At 60.5% G+C, this 19,431-nt stretch carries 20 protein-coding genes; 12 read left to right on the top strand and 8 right to left on the bottom strand.

Going from position 1 to position 19,431, the window contains the following annotated elements:
* Positions 1-4 precede the first annotated feature (4 nt).
* Entirely contained in the window at positions 5-700 is a 696-nt protein-coding gene (locus ACSBLW_RS02995) for a GntR family transcriptional regulator (RefSeq protein WP_435258758.1), read from the bottom strand.
* Positions 697-2,058 carry a formimidoylglutamate deiminase gene (locus ACSBLW_RS02990; protein ID WP_435258757.1) on the bottom strand — a complete coding sequence of 454 codons (1,362 nt, stop codon included), beginning with the start codon at positions 2,056-2,058 and terminating at the stop codon, positions 697-699. The genes ACSBLW_RS02995 and ACSBLW_RS02990 overlap by 4 nt, the downstream gene beginning before the upstream one ends.
* A gap of 69 nt (positions 2,059-2,127) precedes the next feature.
* On the opposite strand from ACSBLW_RS02990, the gene hutI reads away from it, so the two are divergent.
* The 4 genes from hutI (at position 2,128) to ACSBLW_RS02970 (ending at position 7,497) form a co-directional block, all read left to right on the top strand.
* Positions 2,128-3,318 (top strand): imidazolonepropionase, encoded by a 1,191-nt coding sequence (hutI, locus tag ACSBLW_RS02985; protein WP_435258756.1) that lies wholly within the window; start codon positions 2,128-2,130, stop codon positions 3,316-3,318.
* Positions 3,315-4,838, top strand: coding sequence for a histidine ammonia-lyase (gene hutH, locus ACSBLW_RS02980; protein WP_435258755.1), 1,524 nt, complete (start codon positions 3,315-3,317; stop codon positions 4,836-4,838). The genes hutI and hutH overlap by 4 nt, the downstream gene beginning before the upstream one ends.
* 16 nt (positions 4,839-4,854) lie before the next feature.
* The gene (gene hutU / locus ACSBLW_RS02975; protein WP_435258754.1) at positions 4,855-6,540 is read left to right on the top strand and encodes a urocanate hydratase; all 1,686 of its coding nucleotides are present in this window, start codon (positions 4,855-4,857) and stop codon (positions 6,538-6,540) included.
* A gap of 291 nt (positions 6,541-6,831) precedes the next feature.
* Positions 6,832-7,497, top strand: coding sequence for a flavin reductase family protein (locus ACSBLW_RS02970; RefSeq protein ID WP_435258753.1), 666 nt, complete (start codon positions 6,832-6,834; stop codon positions 7,495-7,497).
* Between the two features lie 4 nt (positions 7,498-7,501).
* Here the strand turns inward: ACSBLW_RS02970 and ACSBLW_RS02965 are convergent, their stop codons facing one another.
* The 3 genes from ACSBLW_RS02965 to dksA form a co-directional block, all read right to left on the bottom strand.
* Positions 7,502-8,095, bottom strand: a complete 594-nt coding sequence (locus ACSBLW_RS02965; RefSeq protein WP_435258752.1) for a histidine phosphatase family protein — start codon at positions 8,093-8,095, stop codon at positions 7,502-7,504.
* 13 nt (positions 8,096-8,108) lie between these two features.
* Positions 8,109-9,296 (bottom strand): FAD-dependent monooxygenase, encoded by a 1,188-nt coding sequence (locus ACSBLW_RS02960; protein ID WP_435258751.1) that lies wholly within the window; start codon positions 9,294-9,296, stop codon positions 8,109-8,111.
* 100 nt (positions 9,297-9,396) lie between these two features.
* A complete protein-coding gene (gene dksA / locus ACSBLW_RS02955) occupies positions 9,397-9,819 on the bottom strand; it encodes an RNA polymerase-binding protein DksA (RefSeq protein WP_435260029.1) in 423 nt (140 codons plus the stop codon).
* 278 nt (positions 9,820-10,097) lie between these two features.
* On the opposite strand from dksA, the gene ACSBLW_RS02950 reads away from it, so the two are divergent.
* The 8 genes from ACSBLW_RS02950 to ACSBLW_RS02915 all read left to right on the top strand — a co-directional run bounded on the left by ACSBLW_RS02950 (position 10,098) and on the right by ACSBLW_RS02915 (position 16,638).
* Positions 10,098-10,937 carry an AAA family ATPase gene (locus tag ACSBLW_RS02950; protein ID WP_435260028.1) on the top strand — a complete coding sequence of 280 codons (840 nt, stop codon included), beginning with the start codon at positions 10,098-10,100 and terminating at the stop codon, positions 10,935-10,937.
* A gap of 612 nt (positions 10,938-11,549) precedes the next feature.
* The gene (locus ACSBLW_RS02945; RefSeq protein ID WP_435258750.1) at positions 11,550-12,932 is read left to right on the top strand and encodes a DUF2927 domain-containing protein; all 1,383 of its coding nucleotides are present in this window, start codon (positions 11,550-11,552) and stop codon (positions 12,930-12,932) included.
* A 53-nt stretch (positions 12,933-12,985) separates the two neighbouring features.
* Entirely contained in the window at positions 12,986-13,156 is a 171-nt protein-coding gene (locus ACSBLW_RS02940) for a hypothetical protein (protein ID WP_435258749.1), read from the top strand.
* A 4-nt stretch (positions 13,157-13,160) separates the two neighbouring features.
* Positions 13,161-14,342, top strand: a complete 1,182-nt coding sequence (locus ACSBLW_RS02935; RefSeq protein WP_435258748.1) for a vWA domain-containing protein — start codon at positions 13,161-13,163, stop codon at positions 14,340-14,342.
* Positions 14,339-14,695, top strand: coding sequence for a hypothetical protein (locus ACSBLW_RS02930; protein ID WP_435258747.1), 357 nt, complete (start codon positions 14,339-14,341; stop codon positions 14,693-14,695). The genes ACSBLW_RS02935 and ACSBLW_RS02930 overlap by 4 nt, the downstream gene beginning before the upstream one ends.
* Entirely contained in the window at positions 14,692-15,318 is a 627-nt protein-coding gene (locus ACSBLW_RS02925) for a DedA family protein (protein WP_435258746.1), read from the top strand. Before ACSBLW_RS02930 ends, ACSBLW_RS02925 begins: the two co-directional genes overlap by 4 nt.
* 16 nt (positions 15,319-15,334) lie before the next feature.
* Positions 15,335-16,030 (top strand): M48 family metallopeptidase, encoded by a 696-nt coding sequence (locus ACSBLW_RS02920; protein ID WP_435258745.1) that lies wholly within the window; start codon positions 15,335-15,337, stop codon positions 16,028-16,030.
* Positions 16,031-16,131: 101 nt separating this feature from the next.
* A complete protein-coding gene (locus ACSBLW_RS02915) occupies positions 16,132-16,638 on the top strand; it encodes a DUF4405 domain-containing protein (protein WP_435258744.1) in 507 nt (168 codons plus the stop codon).
* On the opposite strand, the gene ACSBLW_RS02910 is transcribed toward ACSBLW_RS02915, so the two are convergent.
* The 3 genes from ACSBLW_RS02910 to ACSBLW_RS02900 form a co-directional block, all read right to left on the bottom strand.
* The gene (locus ACSBLW_RS02910) at positions 16,639-17,181 is read right to left on the bottom strand and encodes an RSP_2648 family PIN domain-containing protein (RefSeq protein ID WP_435258743.1); all 543 of its coding nucleotides are present in this window, start codon (positions 17,179-17,181) and stop codon (positions 16,639-16,641) included.
* Positions 17,178-18,389, bottom strand: a complete 1,212-nt coding sequence (locus ACSBLW_RS02905; RefSeq protein WP_435260027.1) for an RSP_2647 family RNA methyltransferase — start codon at positions 18,387-18,389, stop codon at positions 17,178-17,180. Before ACSBLW_RS02905 ends, ACSBLW_RS02910 begins: the two co-directional genes overlap by 4 nt.
* A 62-nt stretch (positions 18,390-18,451) precedes the next feature.
* On the bottom strand, positions 18,452-19,132 hold the full coding sequence (locus ACSBLW_RS02900; protein ID WP_435258742.1) for a DUF6778 family protein: 681 nt from the start codon (positions 19,130-19,132) through the stop codon (positions 18,452-18,454).
* Positions 19,133-19,431 lie beyond the last annotated feature (299 nt).

Below are 19,431 nucleotides of genomic sequence, written 5' to 3'. Positions count from 1 at the left end.
GCTTTTACAGGATCGTTTGAAGGCTGTATCCCGGGGCAAAGGTCAACCGGACGGTAGTCAGACGTTCGGCGCCGCGCCATGTGACGCGTTCGACCACGAACAGCGCCGCGTCCTTTGGGCAATTCAGCGCAGCGGCCAGCCCGCCCGCCGAGGCCGCAGAAAAGGCGATATCGCCCCCTTCGAACGGGATCGACAGCACCAGCCATTCATTCGGGCTGATCCGCGTGAAATCCACGGTTGCGGCTGAAGGCACGGCACGCAGGTCGATCCAGCGGTCCTCATAGGCATAGGGGCGATCGCCGGCCATATGCAGGCCGGTGATGTGCAAAAGCCGCTGCTCCTCGGCCACGGCCATCTTTGCGGCAATGGCCTTGGGGGGCAGCGCCTCATCGCGGGCCAGAATGTCAAACCGGTACGCCTGCCCCGACGCCTCCACCTCATCGCGGATGACCGGGATCTCCAGCGTCGCCTTGCGCACGGGGCGCAGGGCCACCCGGCTGCCCGCCCGCCTGCGCCGCTCGATCAACCCGCTTTCGGCCACCTCGCGCAAAGCCCGGTTCACGGTCGTTCGCGCGCAGCCCAATTCCTCGGCCAGATTTGCTTCATGCGGGATCGGCTCGCCGGGCTTCCACAGGCCCGAGCGGATGCGGCGCAAGACCTCGGCCTGCACCGCCTGCCATGTCTTTGCCCCCTCGCTCACAGCGCCTCCATCAGGCTGGCCGTTGCCTTGCGATAGGCCGCAACGATGGCCTCGCGCCGAATGTGCCGCCCCTCGCGCACCAGATGACGCCCGGCAGACCAGACATCCGTCACCATCCGGTCATCGCCTGCGAAAATCCACGCATCCAAAAGCGTGTCCCCCGACCGACCGGCCAGATCGACATGTTCTGCATCCAAGGCCATCAGATCGGCCCAGTTCCCCTCGGCAATCGCCCCGGATGCCCGCCCCGCCGCCTGTGCGCCCCCGGCGCAGGCCGCCTGAAACAGCCGCCGCCCGGTCGAAAGCTCGGCCGTGGCAAGGGCCGCTCGCGAATGGTCGCGCAGGCGTTGCGAATAATCCAGGGTCCGCAATTCCTCGGCCAAGGCGATGCGGATATTGCTGTCTGACCCGATCGCCACAGCCCCGCCCGCCCCAAACCAGCGCAGACCTTCGAAAATCCCGTCACCCAAAGACGACTCGGTGATCGGGCACAGCCCCGCCACCGCACCAGAGCGGGCCAGCCCCTCGGTCTCCTCGGGCGTCATCTGGGTGCAATGGATGAAACAGCAATCCGGCCCCGGCAACAGATGTTCCAGCACCCAATTGACAGGACGTTGCCCCGTGGCCGCGCGCACCTCCTCCACTTCGGCGATCTGTTCAGCAAGATGCATATGGAACGGCGCGCCACCAGCCATGGCGCGCAACGGCGCCAGATCCTCAGCCCGGACAGCCCGCAGGGAATGCGGTGCCAAACCCAACCGGGAATCCGGTCCCAGCCGCCCGATGGCTTTTCCGGTCCCGTCATACAGCCGGGCAAAACGATCCAGATCATTGCCAAAGCGGATCTGCCCCGGCCCAAGGGGGCGCTGGTCCAAACCGCCAAACTGGTAATGCACCGGCAGCAAAGTCAGGCCGATCCCGCTGGTTTCCGCCGCCGCAGCGATCCGGGCCGAGGTCTCGGCCAAATCGGCATAGGGCACGCCGCCGGGTGCGTGGTGCAAATAGTGAAACTCCACATTGCAGGCATACCCCGCCTCCAGCATCTCCATCTGCACAAAGGCGGCAATCGCCTCGATCTGGTCAGGGTCCAGTCGGTCCAGAAAGCGGAACATCAACTGCCGCCATGTCCAGAAACTGTCATTCGGGTTCGGCCCCCGCCGCTCAGTCAACCCAGCCATTGCCCGCTGAAAGGCATGGCTATGGGCGTTCGCGGGCGCAGGCAAGAGAATGCCCAGCCGTTCGCCCACAGGGTCGCAATCCCGCGTCACACGGATGACTCGCCCCCCCGCCATTTCCACCGCCACATGCCGCGCCCAACCTGTCGGCAGCAGCGCCCATTCTGCCCAGAGTGTCGTCATTTTCCGCTCTTGACCTGATAATATGTATGCACATATTGCTGAAGCGATCGAGAAAGACAAGGGCCAAGAATGATTCTGACCGGCGCAAAAATCGCAACCATGCAGGCGGGCACGCCCTATGGCCTGATCGAGGACGGGGCGATGATCCTGTCTGGCGGGCGCATCGACTGGGTCGGACCGCGCAGCGAATTGCCCGCAACTTCGGGCCATGAAAGACTTGATCTTGGCGGGCGGCTGATCACCCCGGCGCTGATCGACTGCCACACGCATCTTGTGCATGGCGGCAACCGTGCGGTGGAATTCGAGATGCGCCTGAACGGGGCCAGCTACGAAAAGATCGCCCGCGCTGGCGGCGGCATCCTTTCAACCGTCACGGCCACACGGGCCGCCAACGTTGAGGGCCTTGTTGCAACCGCCCTGCCCCGACTTGATGCGCTACTGGCCGAAGGCGTCGGCACTGTCGAGATCAAATCCGGCTATGGCCTGACCATCGAGGCAGAACTGACGATGCTTCGTGCCGCCCGCCGTTTGGCGCGCCTCCGCCCGGTGCGGATCGTCACAACCTATCTCGGTGCCCATGCCGTGCCGCCGGATTACAAGGGCCGCGCCGAAGATTACCTGACCGAGGTTTGCCTACCCGCCTTGCACGCAGCCCATGCCGAAGGGTTGGTCGATCAGGTTGATGGTTTTTGCGAAGGCATCGCCTTTTCGCCCGCCCATATGGCGCGGGTATTCGAGGCGGCCAAGGCGTTGAACCTACCCGTCAAGCTCCATGCCGAGCAACTCTCGCATCTTGGCGGCACGCAACTCGCCTGCCAGCACAACGCCCTTTCCGCCGATCACGTCGAATATGCCACTGAGGCGGATGCGCGGGCCATGGCTCAATCGGGCACCGTGGCCGTGCTGCTGCCTGGCGCCTTCTACACCCTGCGCGAAACGCAACTGCCCCCCATTGCTGCCTTCCGCGCCCATGGCGTGCCGATGGCGATTGCCACCGATCTGAACCCCGGCACTTCGCCGCTGAACTCGCTTCTCCTGACGCTCAACATGGCCTGCACGCTCTTTCGCCTGACGCCGGAAGAGGCGCTCCGCGGCGCCACCCAGCACGCCGCCCGCGCCCTTGGGCTCTCCGATTGCGGTACCATCGCCCCCGGATTGCGGGCCGATCTGGCGATCTGGAATGTCGAACACCCGGCCGAGCTTTCCTACCGCATCGGCTTCAACCCGCTTTACCGCCGCATTTTCCAAGGTGACCTATGACCCATCATCTCCTTATTCCGGGCCAAACCAGCCTTGCCACCTTGCGGGCGCTGTGGTCAGACAACGCCCCGGTCGCACTTGACCCCGCTGCCCGCCCCGCCATCGACTCCGCTGCCGCCTTGGTGGAACGCGCCGCCAAGGGGGAGGCAGCGATCTATGGCGTCAACACCGGCTTTGGCAAACTGGCCTCGGTCCGCATCCCGTCAAAAGACACCGCCACTCTGCAACGCAATCTCATCCTTTCGCATTGCTGCGGTGTGGGCGATCCGCTCGACATCCCCACCACTCGCCTGATGATGGCGCTGAAGCTCCTCTCGCTTGGCCGTGGGGCCAGCGGCACCCAATGGGCCACGGTCAAGCTGATCGAGGATATGCTGAACGCGGGCGTGACGCCGGTGATCCCGTCGCAAGGCTCGGTCGGCGCCTCGGGCGACCTTGCCCCCCTTGCCCATATGGCCGCCGTGATGATCGGCGCCGGTGAGGCCATATTCAACGGCGAAACGCTGCCGGGGGGCGAAGCCTTGACCCGCGCCGGCCTCACGCCCGTCACGCTTGGTCCGAAAGAGGGCCTCGCCCTGATCAACGGCACCCAGTTTTCCACCGCCGCCGCCCTCGTCGGCCTCTGGGGCGCATGGGACAACCTGACCGCCGCCACCGTCACCGGCGCGCTTTCCACCGATGCGATCATGGGCTCGACCGCGCCCCTGAACCCCGCCATCCACAGCTTCCGTGGCCATCCCGGCCAGATCGCCTTTGCCACCGCGCAAACTTCCCTCCTCGACGGCTCCGAGATCCGCGAAAGCCACCGCGAGGGCGATACCCGCGTCCAAGACCCCTATTGCATCCGCTGCCAGCCTCAGGTCATGGGCGCCGCTCTCGACCTCCTCCGCCAAGCCGCCAATACGCTGGAGATCGAGGCCAACGCCGTCACCGACAACCCGCTGGTGTTGGTCGAAACCGGCGAGATCGTTTCGGGCGGCAATTTCCACGCCGAATATGTGGCCTTCGCCGCCGATCAGATCGCCCTTGCCATCTCGGAAATCGGCTCCATCGCGCAACGTCGCATCGCGCTGATGGTCGACCCTACGCTTTCCCACGACCTGCCGCCCTTCCTCACCCCCGATCCCGGCCTGAACTCGGGACTGATGATCGCGGAAGTCACCACCGCCGCCTTGATGAGCGAGAACAAACACCTCGCCACCCCCTGCTCGACCGATTCCACCCCCACCTCGGCCAATCAGGAAGACCACGTCTCGATGGCCGCCCATGCCGCCCGCCGCCTTCTGCGGATGAACACCAACCTCAACGTCATTCTGGGGGTCGAGGCGATGACGGCGGCCCAAGGCATCGACTTCCGCGCGCCACTGAAAACCAGCCCGGTCCTGCAACAGGTCATGGCGCGCCTGCGCACCGATGTGCCCACGCTCAAAGAAGACCGCGCCCTTGCCCCTGATATTCAGGCCGCAAGCACCCTGATCCGCAGCGGCGCTCTGACCGCCGCAGCCAACCTCTCTCTCTGACCAAAAGAGGCCCGCCATGACCAACCCGCGCCACAACCAACGTGACATCTTCCCGCCCATCGGCCCCGAGAAAACCGCCAAGACATGGGGGGGCGAGGCCGCAATGCGGATGCTGATGAACAACCTTCATCCCGATGTCGCCGAAAACCCCCATGAACTGGTGGTCTATGGCGGCATCGGTCGCGCTGCCCGCACATGGCAGGATTTCGACCGTATCGTCGCGGGGCTGAAGGATCTCGAGGCCGATGAGACGCTGCTGGTGCAATCCGGCAAACCCATCGCCATCATCCGCACCCATGCCGACGCCCCCCGCGTCCTGATCGCGAACTCGAACCTAGTACCCCATTGGGCAACATGGGATCATTTCAACGAACTCGATCGCAAGGGCCTGATGATGTATGGCCAGATGACCGCTGGCTCGTGGATCTATATCGGCACCCAAGGCATCGTGCAGGGCACCTTCGAGACCTTTGCCGAGGCCGGACGCCAGCATTACGACGGAAATCTCACGGGCCGCTGGATCCTGACGGGCGGCCTTGGCGGCATGGGCGGCGCCCAACCCCTCGCCGCCGTCATGGCCGGGGCCTGCTGCCTTGCGGTCGAGGTGGACGAGACCCGCATCGACTTCCGCCTGCGCACCCGATACCTCGACGCCAAGGCCCATACGCTGGATGAGGCGCTCGCCCTGATCGCCGACTGGACCGCAAAGGGAGAGGCGAAATCCGTGGGCCTTCTGGGCAACGCGGCCGAGATCTTCCCGGAACTCCTCCGACGTATGCAAAACGGCGGGCCCCGCCCCGACATCGTCACCGACCAAACCTCCGCCCATGATCCCCTCCACGGCTATTGCCCGGCAGGGTGGAGCGTTGCCGACTGGAAGGCGAAACAAGAAACCGCCCCGGCTCAGGTCGAGGCCGCCGCCCGCGCCTCCATGCGCACCCATGTCGAGGCGATGGTCGGCTTCTGGAACGCGGGCGTGCCCACGCTCGACTATGGCAACAACATCCGCCAAGTGGCACAGGACGAAGGTCTGGAAAACGCCTTCGCCTTCCCCGGCTTCGTGCCCGCCTATATCCGCCCCCTCTTCTGCAAAGGCATCGGCCCCTTCCGCTGGTGCGCACTCTCGGGCGACCCGGAAGATATCCGCAAGACCGATGCGGCGATGAAACGGCTCTTCCCGGAAAACACACACCTCCACCGCTGGCTGGATATGGCGGGCGAACGCATCGCCTTCCAAGGCCTGCCTGCCCGCATCTGCTGGATCGGTCTCGGCGACCGCCACCGCGCGGGCCTGATGTTCAACGAAATGGTGGCCTCAGGCGAACTCAAGGCCCCCATCGTCATCGGGCGCGATCACCTGGATTCCGGCTCGGTAGCCTCTCCCAACCGCGAAACCGAGGCGATGAAGGATGGATCGGATGCCGTCTCCGACTGGCCGCTCCTGAACGCGCTGATGAACACGGCCTCCGGCGCCACATGGGTCAGCCTGCATCACGGCGGCGGCGTCGGCATGGGCTTTTCCCAACATGCCGGTGTCGTCATCCTCGCCGATGGCACGCCCGAGGCGGCCAAGCGGCTGGAGCGCGTGCTCTGGAACGACCCGGCCTCCGGCGTCTGGCGCCATGCCGATGCGGGCTATGACATCGCGCTCCAATGCGCCCGCGACCACGGCCTGCGCCTGCCGGGCATCCTCGGCAACTGACGCCCAAGCCTCGAACAGGCCCAATCCGCAATAGTTTGGGCCTGTTCAATCAGCAGATTTCGCGCGCGCCATCGCCGCAAAACTGAAGAATCGGTTAATCCCCGAAGCCAAGCCATTGATTCTCCTGCGTTTAAAAAACGTCCCCGTCCGGGACGCTTGGCAAAGCTTGCCCAAGACCGAAATCCATCATTTTCTGTCTTCAAATATCCCACGGGGGAAGCCGGGGCCGCAGGGCCCCGGCGCGGGGGTGTGAAACCCCCGCTCCCCGACCACCGAAAGGAGCCTTGATCCATGCATTACGCCCCCGCAACCGATCCCTGCCCCTTACCCTTCTCACCCTTCAAATCCTGCACCGTGCCCCGCCCGATAGGCTGGCTTTCAACGATCAGCAGCAGCGGCATCCACAACCTCGCCCCCTATAGCCAATGGCAGAACCTGACCTTCGACCCGCCAATGGTGATGTTTGCCGCGAACCAATATCCAGACGGTCGCCGCAAGGACACGGTGATCAATGCCGAGGAAACCGGCTGGTTCGTCTGGAACATGGCAACCTATGCCCTGCGCGAAGCCGTCAACCTCTCGGCCATGGCTGTCCCGCCCGAGGTCGATGAATTCGAGGCCGCAGGCGTGACCAAAGCCCCCTCGATCGACGCCCCCTGCGCCCGCGTTGCAGAAAGCCCGGCCCAGTTCGAATGCCGCTACATCGCCACCCACCGCCTCCCCGGCCGCAGCCCGGTCGGCTGGGTGGACGTGGTTTATGGAGAGGTCATGCGCATCCATGTGAAGGATGAAGTGATCCTTCCCTCGGGAAAGCTCGACATCGCCGGAATCGAACCCCTCGCCCGGATGGGCTATTACGATTACACCGTGGTCCGAGAGACTTTCGAGATGCGAATCCCTTCGGCCAGCGGTGCCGCCGAAGACGGGCTTGAAGGAAAACCGTCTCGCCAGCCTTGATCGTTCAAAGCAACTCCATCGGTTGCCATCCGCGCAAAGGGGCCTGAAGGGGACGGGAAAATTCGAACCAATTGCCACCGCCCGCTGGCTGATCATGGCTGCGGTCAATCGCCTGCGCACTCAAAGCACAGAAAAGCAATGTTCCAACCGCGCCGTGGCCGACAAAAAGCACATCACCGTCACCTATCCCGGCCAGACACCGCCTTACCTCCCCGACGATCCTTTCCTGCGCCGCTTGGGCCGTCTCCCATCCCCGGACCGACACATCAGGTTCGGTAAAAAATTTGTCCGCAACCGCCTCGAATTCGTCCTTGGGCAGATAGCCGGTCGAGGATCTCTCATTTTCCCCCAAGGCCGAAACCCGCTGGACAGCCAGTCCCAAGGACGCGGCCAAAGGGGCCGCAGTTTGAACCGCTTTCATTTCCATGCTGGAAAACACATGCTTGGTCCCGGCTAGCCGTCCTAGCCGTCTTCCCAGATCCCTGACCCGCGCAGCGCCCCGCTCGTGAAGAGACCATTCCGGAACGGGCAGATCAGGGTCGATCATGACCTCGGGATGCGTGAGATAGCGCACAACCCCGCTGTGACCTGATGGCACATCCCCCATCCGATCACTGCGACGCGGTTACATCGTGATCATACAGCCAATCGAACCGCTTAAGCGCCATCTGCGGTGCGACCATGCCGCCAAGCTTTAGCCCCATATGGGCAAGGCCACGCACCGGCCCAGACAGATGATAGGCCTTGGCGTTGCGGTTCGCTGCTTCGACAATCCGAGCGCAGCGCGGCGCACGCGCCGACTGATAGGCCACAAGGCCGGCAGCCAGCGTGTCATGGCCCGCAAGGTTCGACGCCAGAATCCAAGCATCCTCTAGCCCCATGCTGGCACCCTGGGCCAAAAATGGAAGGGTCGGATGCGCGGCGTCGCCCAGGATCACGGCCGCGCCTTCGGGCATGGATTTGAACCACGTTCTCGCAACCGGGTGGCGGAACAGGCCCCAAAGCCAAACGTCCTGAATCTGATCCAGCCAGCCACGGACCCGCGGACCAAAGCTTTCAAAGGCCAACTTCAATTCCATCGGATCATCGCGCAAGGACCAGCTCTCCTCGACCCAGCGATTCCGCTCTTCGACGGCCACGATGTTTCTTAGACTGCCGCCGCGCAGGGGATAGCTGACGATATGGCGCCCCGGCCCCATATGAACCTCGGCCACCGCAGGATCGGAAGGATTGCCGGGAATAAGCGCCCGCCATGCGACTTGTCGCGTAAAGAAGGGCGCGACCTTGCCATTCAACGCCTCGCGTGTCCGGGAATGCAGCCCGTCAGCACCGATCAGCAAATCGGCCTCAAACACGGCCCCTTGGGCGGTCGTGACTGTGGGTTTGCGGCCAGAAACATCTACAGATTCGATCCGCTGCAACAGCCGCAGCTCAACCCCGGCGGCCCGAGCACCGGCGAGCAGAATCTCGACCAGATCTGCGCGATGCAGGAAATGGTAGCCCTGATCGGGGCGCAACCGTGCAACCTCAAGCCGGGTGACAAGATCTCCGTCCAGCCCGTCCCGAAGTTCGACGGCCGTGGCCCGGACAGATTGCTTCTCTAATGCAGCCGCCAGCCCGAGCGCCTTGATCACAGCCGCACCATTTGGGCTGACCTGCAAGCCTGCGCCGACCTCGCGGATGGCATCAGCCTGCTCTAGAATGGTGACCTGCGCGCCTCGGAGCGCCAAAGCCTGCGCCACGGCCAATCCGGCAATACCGGCCCCAAGAATTGTAACCTGTTGTCCAATCAGGCTCATGGCCGCCGTCCTTCAATACAAACGCCGAGCCTTTCGGCCCGGCGTCAGTTTTTGTCGATATGTCCACGCCCTGCAAGACCAGAGGGGTGCGACCCTTAAATCAGTCTTCGCGATGTACCTTTTCGCGACGCTCGTGCTTTTCCTGCGCTTCCAACGTCATCGTGGCGATCGGGCGGGCATCAAGGCGCTTCAGGCTGATCGGCTCACCGGTCATTTCACAATAGCCGTATTCGCCATTGTCGATGCGGCGCAAGGCTGCGTCGATCTTGGCAATCAGCTTGCGCTGACGATCGCGGGTGCGCAGTTCCAGCGCCCGATCAGTTTCTTCACTGGCACGATCTGCAAGATCGGGAACGTTGCGGGCGCTTTCGGTCAGAGCGTCCAGCGTCTCTGCGCTTTGGTCCAACAGTTCCGCCTTCCAGTTCAGAAGCTTGCGCCGGAAATATTCCAGCTGCCGCTCGTTCATGAAGGGTTCGGTTTCCGCGGGCCGGTAGTCATCCGGCAAAAACGCTTCTTGCTTCATAGCGGCACTCTCAATGGCGTCGGAACGGACCGACAGGTGGGCTTCTGTCATTGCGCTCTCCTGTTGGCGCGCCTGTTAGACCGTTTTGGAGGGAATGTCACTAGGTGATCTGGCCAAAACGCCACCGCTCGCGAAGAAGTTTCCAACAACTAACATTGGCGCATCAGTTTGACGGCTCTACAAAACCGTGTGGTTCCTCTGGCTTGGCAACGGGCAAACACTTGCCTCGTCAGCGGATTGTGCTAGGCCTGCAGAAATTCGAAAGGGACGAGGCTGGCATGCGCTTTACCGGAACCGAAAGCTATGTAGCAACAACCGATCTGGCGATTGCGGTGAATGCGGCCGTGACTTTGGAACGCCCTTTGCTGGTCAAAGGCGAACCGGGAACCGGCAAGACTGAACTTGCACGTCAGGTTGCGGGCTCATTGGGAATGAGGCTGATCGAATGGCATGTCAAATCGACCACCAAGGCGCAGCAGGGACTTTATGAATATGATGCTGTCAGCCGCCTGCGGGACAGCCAGTTGGGCGATGAGCGTGTACAAGATGTGAAGAACTACATCCGCAAGGGAAAGCTTTGGCAGGCCTTTGAAGCAGATGAGAGGGTTGTTTTGCTGATTGATGAGGTCGACAAAGCAGACATCGAATTTCCAAACGACCTTTTGCAAGAACTCGACCGGATGGAATTCCACGTCTACGAGACGGGCGAAACCATTCGCGCCAAACACCGGCCGGTTGTGATCATCACCTCGAACAACGAAAAAGAATTGCCCGACGCTTTTCTGCGACGCTGCTTCTTTCACTATATCCGCTTTCCTGATGCCGAAACGATGCGCGCCATCGTCAACGTCCATTTCCCGAATATCAAGGAAGCCCTTCTTACGACCGCACTGACGCAGTTCTACGAATTGCGTGAAATGCCGGGGCTGAAAAAGAAGCCATCCACAAGCGAAGTCTTGGACTGGCTGAAACTGTTGCTGGCCGAAGACCTTGGCCCGGAAGATTTGAAACGTGAGGGCAAGGCCGTGCTACCCAAACTGCATGGCGCCTTGCTGAAAAACGAACAGGATGTGCATTTGTTCGAGCGTTTGGCCTTCATGGCAAGATCAGGGCGCTGAACCGGGGATGACCGTTTCCAAATGCGAACGGGTCTTTTTTCATTGTTTCCAGATTCTCGAATCGGGCGATATTGCCGTGGTTTAGCCACGGTTTTGCCACAATGTGTTCACGTTTTGACATATTTTTCACCATTATCGTAATATTTCGTGAACACAACATCGCAGATGCGGTGGTTCGTTGTGAATGAGCCTCCAACCCTAGACTCTACCTGTGGGATGAAATTTCACATCATTGACACGATGCCGCCCCTTTGCGGACATTCCAAACCTGTTCACTGATCACAGCTGAACTTTGATGGATCGTTTATTTATGGCAATTGCCGCCACCCTTGAAAGCCCTGCCCTGCGCGCCGCCTATGGCGAAGGACAGAATTTTTTCCGGGCGATTCAAATGTTTGGCACGGGCTTTTCCGCGACGGGGGTCGCGGTATCAGGCCCAGAGTTCTCTCTTCCAGACGCAGGTGCGAACTTTGCGACGGCAAGGGGGCGGGATCTGGGGGGATCCCGTAGACTGAAGAGCGGCGTGTTGAACCGGTTCTGCCCGGTTCCACGCCTTTCCATGAAACCGGATGGGTCTATCGCTCGTCCTCGTGCTAAAGAGCTGCCACTCTCATGCGCCTTCCTTCATTGCTTGCCGGACTTGTCGTCACAAGTTTCCTGACCGCATGCGTACCAACGCCCCCCACCGAAGTGTCGAAGGGGTTCATTGACGGTCGGACGACCGATCAAGGTCTTCCAGCCATGCAGGCCTTCCTGCCGGGCGCTCCGGTTGGTGCAATGCGCGGTAATGCCGAGATCGCGGCAGATTTTCTTGATCTGGAATTTCGCATGGAAAGCGGTCGTGCCTTACCGGTCATGACACGTTTTGAAGGACCGATCACCATTGGGTTGAAAGGCAATGTTCCTGCCATCGCCCTGACAGAATTGCAGCGTGTCCTTGGTCGTATCCGCAACGAGGCCGGCCTTGATGTGTCGATGGCCCGACCGGGGACTGAACCCAGCATCATCATTGATTTTCAACCGAAATCCGCCCTGCGTCGGGCTGTTCCGTCGGCTGCGTGTTTTGTCGTGCCAAACGTCAGTTCGTTTGGCGAATACATGAAGGAGCGCCGCACCTCGACGACGGATTGGGGACGCATCACAAAGCGGGAAAAGGCGACGATCTTTGTTCCCGCCGATACCAGCCCGCAGGAAGTGCGCGACTGTCTGCACGAGGAATTGGCGCAAGCGATGGGTCCGCTGAACGATCTGTTCCGCCTGCCCGACTCGGTTTTCAACGATGACAACTTCCATGCCGTACTAACCGGCTTCGATATGCTGATGCTGCGTGTTCATTACGCGCCTGAGCTCCGCTCGGGCATGAACGAAGCAGAAGTCGCCGCGCGTCTGCCCGCAATTCTGGCGCGGTTGAACCCGTCAGGCCAGGGCCGCGGCGGCACGATCAAAGCGCTTTCGCCCCGAATGTGGATCTCGATGGTGGAAAGCACGTTCTCTGGGCGGGATGGCGCACGGATGGCCAGCGCTGAGCGGCTGATTGCGATCGCCCGTGCTCAGGGTTGGTCAAATGATGGCCGAATGGCCTTCAGCTATTTCGCCCGTGCCCGTGCCAGAACCGGAAGTGACATGGCTGGCGCCATCGCCGACTACAACGAAGCCGCACGGATCTGGCGCAGCACGCCGGGGGCCGCAATCCATGTTGCACATGTTGATATGCAGCTTTCCGCCTTTGCCCTGTCCTCAGGCCAGTTCGATCAAGTCCTTGTTATGACCGAACGTGCGATCCCTGTCGCACGGCAACATCAGAACGCCTCTCTTTTGTCGTCTCTCTTGGCAATGCGGGCCGAAGCTTTGGAAACACTGGGCCGCAGAGATGAAGCCAGGTCGGCTCGTCTCGACAGTCTGGGCTGGGCACGCTATGCCTTTGGCTCGGACGCGCAAGTCAGGGCAAGGATGAGCGATATCGCAGCCTTGGCGTCGCGCGGCGCGCGGGGGTAAACCAGAACGGTTTCTGGACTATCTCCTGCCGATACGGGAACAGGGGATACGGCATGATCGTGATTGCGGGGCTGGTGTTTGGCGCGATTTTTGGTGCGCTTTTGGCAAAGAAGCGGGGCGGCAAGGGCCTAGACATGGCCCAGTACGCGGCAGGCTTTGCCATAGCTTTTGCGGTGCTTGGCGTTTTCGCCACCATCGGCCTTGAAAACCTTCTGTCGGACTGATCCGATGTTTCTGCCCTTTTTCGAAACCCTTCGAAGAACGGGCGTGCCGGTTTCCCTGCGTGAGTATCTTGGATTCTTGGAGGGCATGGCAGCGGGTCTGGCGACCTACGACCCCGAAGCCTTTTATTATCTGGCGCGCACCGCAATGGTGAAAGACGAGCGGCATCTGGACCGCTTTGACCGCGCCTTCGCGGCTAGCTTCCAAGGACTTGAGGAAATCACCGCAGAACAGGTTCTGGAGGCCGTAGACCTGCCGCGCGAGTGGCTAGAAAAAATGGCCGAAAAGTTTCTGACGCCCGAGGAAAAGGCTCAGATCGAGGCGCTTGGCGGATTTGACAAACTGATGGAAACCTTGCGGCAGCGATTGGCCGAACAAAAAGGACGTCATCAGGGCGGGAACAAGTGGGTTGGCACCGCAGGGACCAGCCCGTTTGGGGCCTATGGCTACAACCCCGAAGGTGTACGGATCGGTCAAGCCGGAAGCCGCCACCAAAGGGCGGTCAAAGTCTGGGACAAACGCGAATTTCGGAATTTGGACGATACTGTCGAACTAGGCACCCGCAACATCAAGGTTGCGCTGCGGCGCCTGCGAAAATGGGCCCGGGACGGCGCGCATGAAGAGCTGGATCTAGACGGGACGATCCGGGCAACGGCGGATCACGGCTATCTGGACGTACAAACAAGGCCAGAGCGGCGCAATTCCGTGAAGGTTTTGTTATTTCTAGATATCGGGGGGTCGATGGACCCATATGTGAAAGTGATGGAAGAGCTGTTCTCTGCTGCGAAGGCCGAGTTCAAACACATGCAGCATTTCTATTTTCATAACTGCCTTTACGAGGGCGTCTGGAAAGACAACCGCCGCCGATGGGATGAACAAACACCGACTTGGGAAATCCTGCGCACCTATGGCTCTGATTATAAATGCATCTTCGTGGGCGATGCCTCTATGAGCCCCTATGAGATTCTGCATCCCGGTGGTGCGAATGAGCATTGGAATCCCGAGGCCGGTCAGGTCTGGCTGCAACGCGCCTGCGATCAGTGGCCGCGCCATCTGTGGATCAACCCCCTGCCCGAACAGCACTGGCAATACACCCATTCCACGCGCCTCATCCGAGAAATCTTTGGCGGGCAAATGGTGCCGATGACTCTGGAAGGGATCGCGCGCGGCATCAAGGAGATCTCATGATCCGACTATTCAAGCGGCACCCATTTGTCGTCTCCGCGTTTGTTCTGGCAGTGGTTCTAGCACTGTTCTTTGCGACGCGGATTGTCGTGCGGACAGTCTATTGGTCGCAGCACCGCGACCAGCCGGTCGCTGCATGGATGACGGTTGGATATGTCGGACGCAGTTGGGGATTCGATCCACGCGAAATTGACGAGCGCGCAGGCCTTCCTATGCCCGAAAATGGACATCCCTTCACCCTAGAGCAGATTGCCAAAGATCGGGGTGTGCCTGTCGCCGAGATCATCGCCCGCGTCGAGGCTGTGGTAGCTGAAATGGAGGCGGAGCGCGAAGCGAAGCGCCCGGCAAAGCCATGACCGAATGGCTTTTAGCGCTTGTGCCAACTTATGGGCTTTGGCTGATTGCGGCGACGACCTTTGCGTCCTGCTTGGCTTTGCCTATTCCATCTTCCGTTATCATGCTTGCGGCCGGTGGGTTCGCGGCGGCTGGCGACCTTGTGCTTTGGCAGGTCTTGTCTGCGGCGCTGATTGGGGCCGTGGTCGGGGATCAAGTCGGCTATGGTGCCGGGCATGTAGGTGGAGCACCCTTTCTAGACCGGCTTGCCAAAGCACCCTCGCGGGCAAAGGTCATTAATCGCGCCCGCAACACGATGGAAGCAAAGGGGGGCGTCGCGGTGTTCCTGTCGCGGTGGCTGTTCAGCCCGCTTGGTCCATATGTGAACGTGATTTCTGGTGCCATGCGCCATAACTGGCTGCGGTTTACGCTTTGGGGCATCTTGGGCGAGGTCGTCTGGTGCGTTCTTTATGTGGTGATGGGCCGCGCCTTCGCCGGCAATATGAACGCCGCTTCTGATCTTCTTGGCTCTATTCTTGGCTTTGTCGCAACTGGTACGGCGGTATTGCTTTTGGGTTGGTGGCTTGTCCAACTTGCGCGGAAAGAACGCGGGCAGAAGAATGCCCTTTCCGAAGCGGGTGAGTGATCCCATATCCTAGTCCATGATCAAGTTTCTTCCTGTCCTGTTGGCCATCGGCTATGCGCTCCTGATGTGGCGGTTTTCAGTATGGCGCACGGCAAAGATGCTGGACGCCAACAGCACACCACTGTCCGATCCTTCCATCCTGCGGTTGACTGACCGAATGGCGCAGGCCTTGGATATTCCTCAGATCAAAGTCCATGTGTTTGAGATCGAAGCGGTGAATGGCCTGGCAGTGGCCGATGGTCGGATTTTTCTGACCCGTGGCTTTCTAAACCGGAAGGCACAGGGCGACGTCACCGCCGAAGAGATGGCTAGTGTCATCGCCCATGAACTGGGCCATGTTGCCTTGGGGCACACACGCCGCCGGATGATCGACTTCACCGGGCAAAATGCCGTGTTCATCATGCTGTCGGCCCTGCTAAGCCGCTTTCTTCCGATCATTGGAATATGGATTGCCAACCTGATTTCCACGGCTCTGATGGCGCGCCTGTCGCGTCGCGACGAATTTGAGGCCGATGCCTATGCCAGTGCCCTGTTGATCAAGTCAGGAATTGGGACAGGCCCGCAGAAGTCGCTCTTCCGCAAATTGGATGCGCTGACAAAAAACATGGGCCAAGGAATTCCAGCTTGGTTGATGAGTCATCCCAAAACGCCGGAACGGATTATGGCGATCGAAAGTGCCGAAGCCCGGTGGCGGTCGGCACAAGATGTTTGAAACAATGTAAAATGTTTACTTTTCTTAAGATTGTAGCGACGGAATTGCCGCGCCGCAGCGTTTGATTGGGTGCACGCGCAAAACATCCAATGGGCAACATCATGCTTTCTCTTTTCAACCGTTACGCCACCCCCTTGATCACCGGCCTGTTCGTCATTTCTCTCGTGACAGGGATCGCCTTGTTTTTCCATTTCGGCCCAAGCGGATTTCGCGAGATGCATGAAATCCTCTCTTTGGTGCTGATCGTTCCCTTCGTCCTACACATTTGGAAGAACTGGCGCCCCTTCGTCAGCTATTTCAAACATGCCCCGATGGCGATTGGGCTTGCCCTGTCTCTGGCTATGGCCGTCCCGTTCCTCTTGCCCACGAGCAGCGAAAGCGCCGGCGGGGATCGCGCGGCCATGTTCGGTCTTGTCCGTCAGGTCATGGCCGCCTCGCCAGCCGAAATTGCGCCGCTTCTTCACAGTTCTGAAGCTGAAGTAAGCGCTGCCCTTTCCGAAGCAGGTATCGCCCTCGCCGCGGGACAAAGCCTTGGAGACGCAGCCACTGCCGCTGGGGTTTCTGAAACCGAATTGGCCAGCCTGTTGGTTTCGATCCGCAAAGATTAATCAGCCAATCAATGCGCGAGCCAAGCGGTTAAGCTTGGCTCGCTTCAACAGGGCTTTCAGCGACAATTCTTCACCAGCCAAGCGGCAGGCCGTTTCGTGCACCCGCTGCACAACTCCCGCTACCTTTTCCGGCTGCGCGGAATGAAGTTCCCAAAGAAAGCCATCCGGGTCACGGCGCTGCAGGCCTTCTTCGGCCAGAATATGCCGCGGAAAATCCTGCGCGTTAAAGGTCACGATGCAGTCTGCATGACCGGCGATGGCGATGGCCAGAACGTGCTCATCGTTCGAATCTGGCAATTGAATGCGCGCCTCGATCCCCGGCTGCTCTTTGATGATCGCCTTTGGAAAGCGAGACCGCAACAACTCCGCTTCGCCCTCTGCAATCACCGGCGCGCCCGGCCCAAGCTTTACCGTGGCCCGGACCCACTCTCGAAGAATCCTTTCAGAAAACACCGGCTGAAACAAACCCTCCGCGGCGCAGCCCATCAGGATTTCGCGCAGGACCGTTGGATAAAGAACGCAGGCGTCAAGCGCAGCCTTCATCCATCCAACCTGAAGAACAGAGACTTCAGATAGCCGCCCTCAGCAAGCTGGGGCAGAACGGGATGGTCTGGGCCAGCAAAGCCCGTGTAGATGATCTGTCCGCGCCGCCCACCACGCCCAATGCCGCGGGCGCTGGCATTTCGGAAGGCGGTCAAGTCTGCAGCATGGGAACAAGAGCAAAGCCCAAGGTAGCCACCCGGAGCGACCAGCGGTGCCGCCAGACGAGCAATACGTTCATAAGCACGAAGCCCGGCCTCCAAGGCAGGTTTCGCCGGTGCGAAAGCAGGAGGATCACAGATCACCACATCAAACTGTGCACCTTCTGCCGCCAAAGCCTCTAGCACAGCAAAGGCATCGCCCTGACGCGAGGCAAAACGATCCGAAGCCCCCATTGCCTTGGCACCCTGCCCCGCCAAGTCCAACGCCGCTGCGGACCCATCAACGCAAAGGGCCGAAACCGCGCCGTTGGCAAGGCAGGCCAGGCCAAAGCCGCCCACATGGGAAAACATGTCCAAGACGCGCCCCCCCTTTGCCAAACGTGCTGCGAAGGCATGATTAGGCCGCTGATCGTAAAACAGTCCGGTTTTCTGACCACCCAAAAGGTCTGCCATATACACCGCGCCATTCATGGGAACTCGGATTGGAGCGTCAATCACGCCTGCAAGGAGGACCATGTCTTCGTCCAGACCTTCCAGACCGCGCGACCGGCCCGAGCCGTTCTTTACGACCTTGTCGACGCCTGTAACCTGCACAAGCGCAGCTGTCAGATCGGCAAGATGGCCTTCCGCCCAGGCTGCGTTTGGCTGCACCACAGCTGCATCGCCAAAACGGTCAATGACGACACCGGGAAGCCCGTCGGCCTCGGCGTGCACAAGCCGATAGAACGGCGCCTCAAAAAGCTGCTCGCGCAACGCAAGTGCCGCCGAAAGTCGCCGGGCGAACCAATCTTGGTTGATAACCGCTTCCGGATCACGGTCTAACACGCGGGCAATGATCTTTGATTTCGGGTTGACGGTCACCAGGCCAAGTGGCCGACGCTCGGCATCTTCAAGAACCGCCAAAGCGCCGGGGGTAAGACCTTGGGTGCGTCGGTCGGTCACCAGTTCATCGGCATAGACCCAAGGAAAGCCGTGGCGAATGGCACGGGCTTCGGCTTTTGGACGCAGTCTTACGGTCGGATACATGGCAGTTTCAGCGGGGGTTTTCATGGACAAAGGGGAGGTCATCATGACCTCCCCTTAGCCTATCTTCTTGTCGCGGGAAATGCCTGTTAATTCGTGCTGGCGGTCACTTCGGCCGGGTCAAGACCCAAGGCTTGGCTCACCAGAAGCGGATCGGTCACTTGCGCGCTAAGTTCTTCGCGGATTGAACGGACAAGTCTTTCAATAACGACCACGCGCTGGGTCCGGCCCATCTGATCCTCTGCCACGGCTTGCGCGCCACCTGCCGCCTTCACTTCGGCATGAACCAAACGCGGGCCATCCACCACCGTTCCAGTCGCGGCATCGCGCACAGTCAGTGAGTATTTCATGTCGTGGACGCCACCAACCGTGAAGCGGGTTTTCTCGGTCACGCTGTGGAAACGCTGAACCTGAAGGTCAACCACAACTGTAGCCCCCTGCTTCATGGTTCCTGTGGCCTCTGCAGCAGCTTCAAGGAAGATTGTTTTCACCTGCTGATGCCGGCTTCCCATCGGCTCACCCCGCCAGACGATGTCGGCAATCGGATAAAACATATTGGCTTCCGAAACACTCAGATCGGCCGGAACCGAAACGTTGACGGCCGAGACGTTGTACTGCGCCACCATGACCTTTGGCAGCTTTACGTCAACAGCGGCACCTTGTGTGGCCAGTGTGATCGGACTGATCGACCGGCTGACATCGCCACTCCCCGAGGCGCAGGCAGACAGAAGCGTTGCGGCAGCAAGCATCGTGATCATCATGCGTTTCATGGTCATATCCTCTGCGGGAGTTCTTCCCGAATGAGCATACTTTCGTCTGGCTTTGGGGCGAAAATGCGGAGATTTCCGGGAACCTTCATGAAACCAAAATGACCAGACTGAGAAATCCGCCTTCGAATTTGGCCATCAGACACCGGAAAGGCGCACAATTTCCCGGGCGAGGCCACGTCGACTAGATCGCCTCGGACTTAGCCGTCTATCCCAGTGGCGACAGCAACCTTTGTGTTGGCATGTTTCTACCAGACGACGTCGTTCCCAAATTCCGCAGTCGACGATCTTTTAGCAATTCC

This window comes from Thioclava sp. FR2 (assembly GCF_051200875.1).
Classification (GTDB): domain Bacteria; phylum Pseudomonadota; class Alphaproteobacteria; order Rhodobacterales; family Rhodobacteraceae; genus Pseudotabrizicola.
Note: the sequence above shows the minus strand (reverse complement) of the source record. Positions and strands in the feature narration are given on the sequence as shown.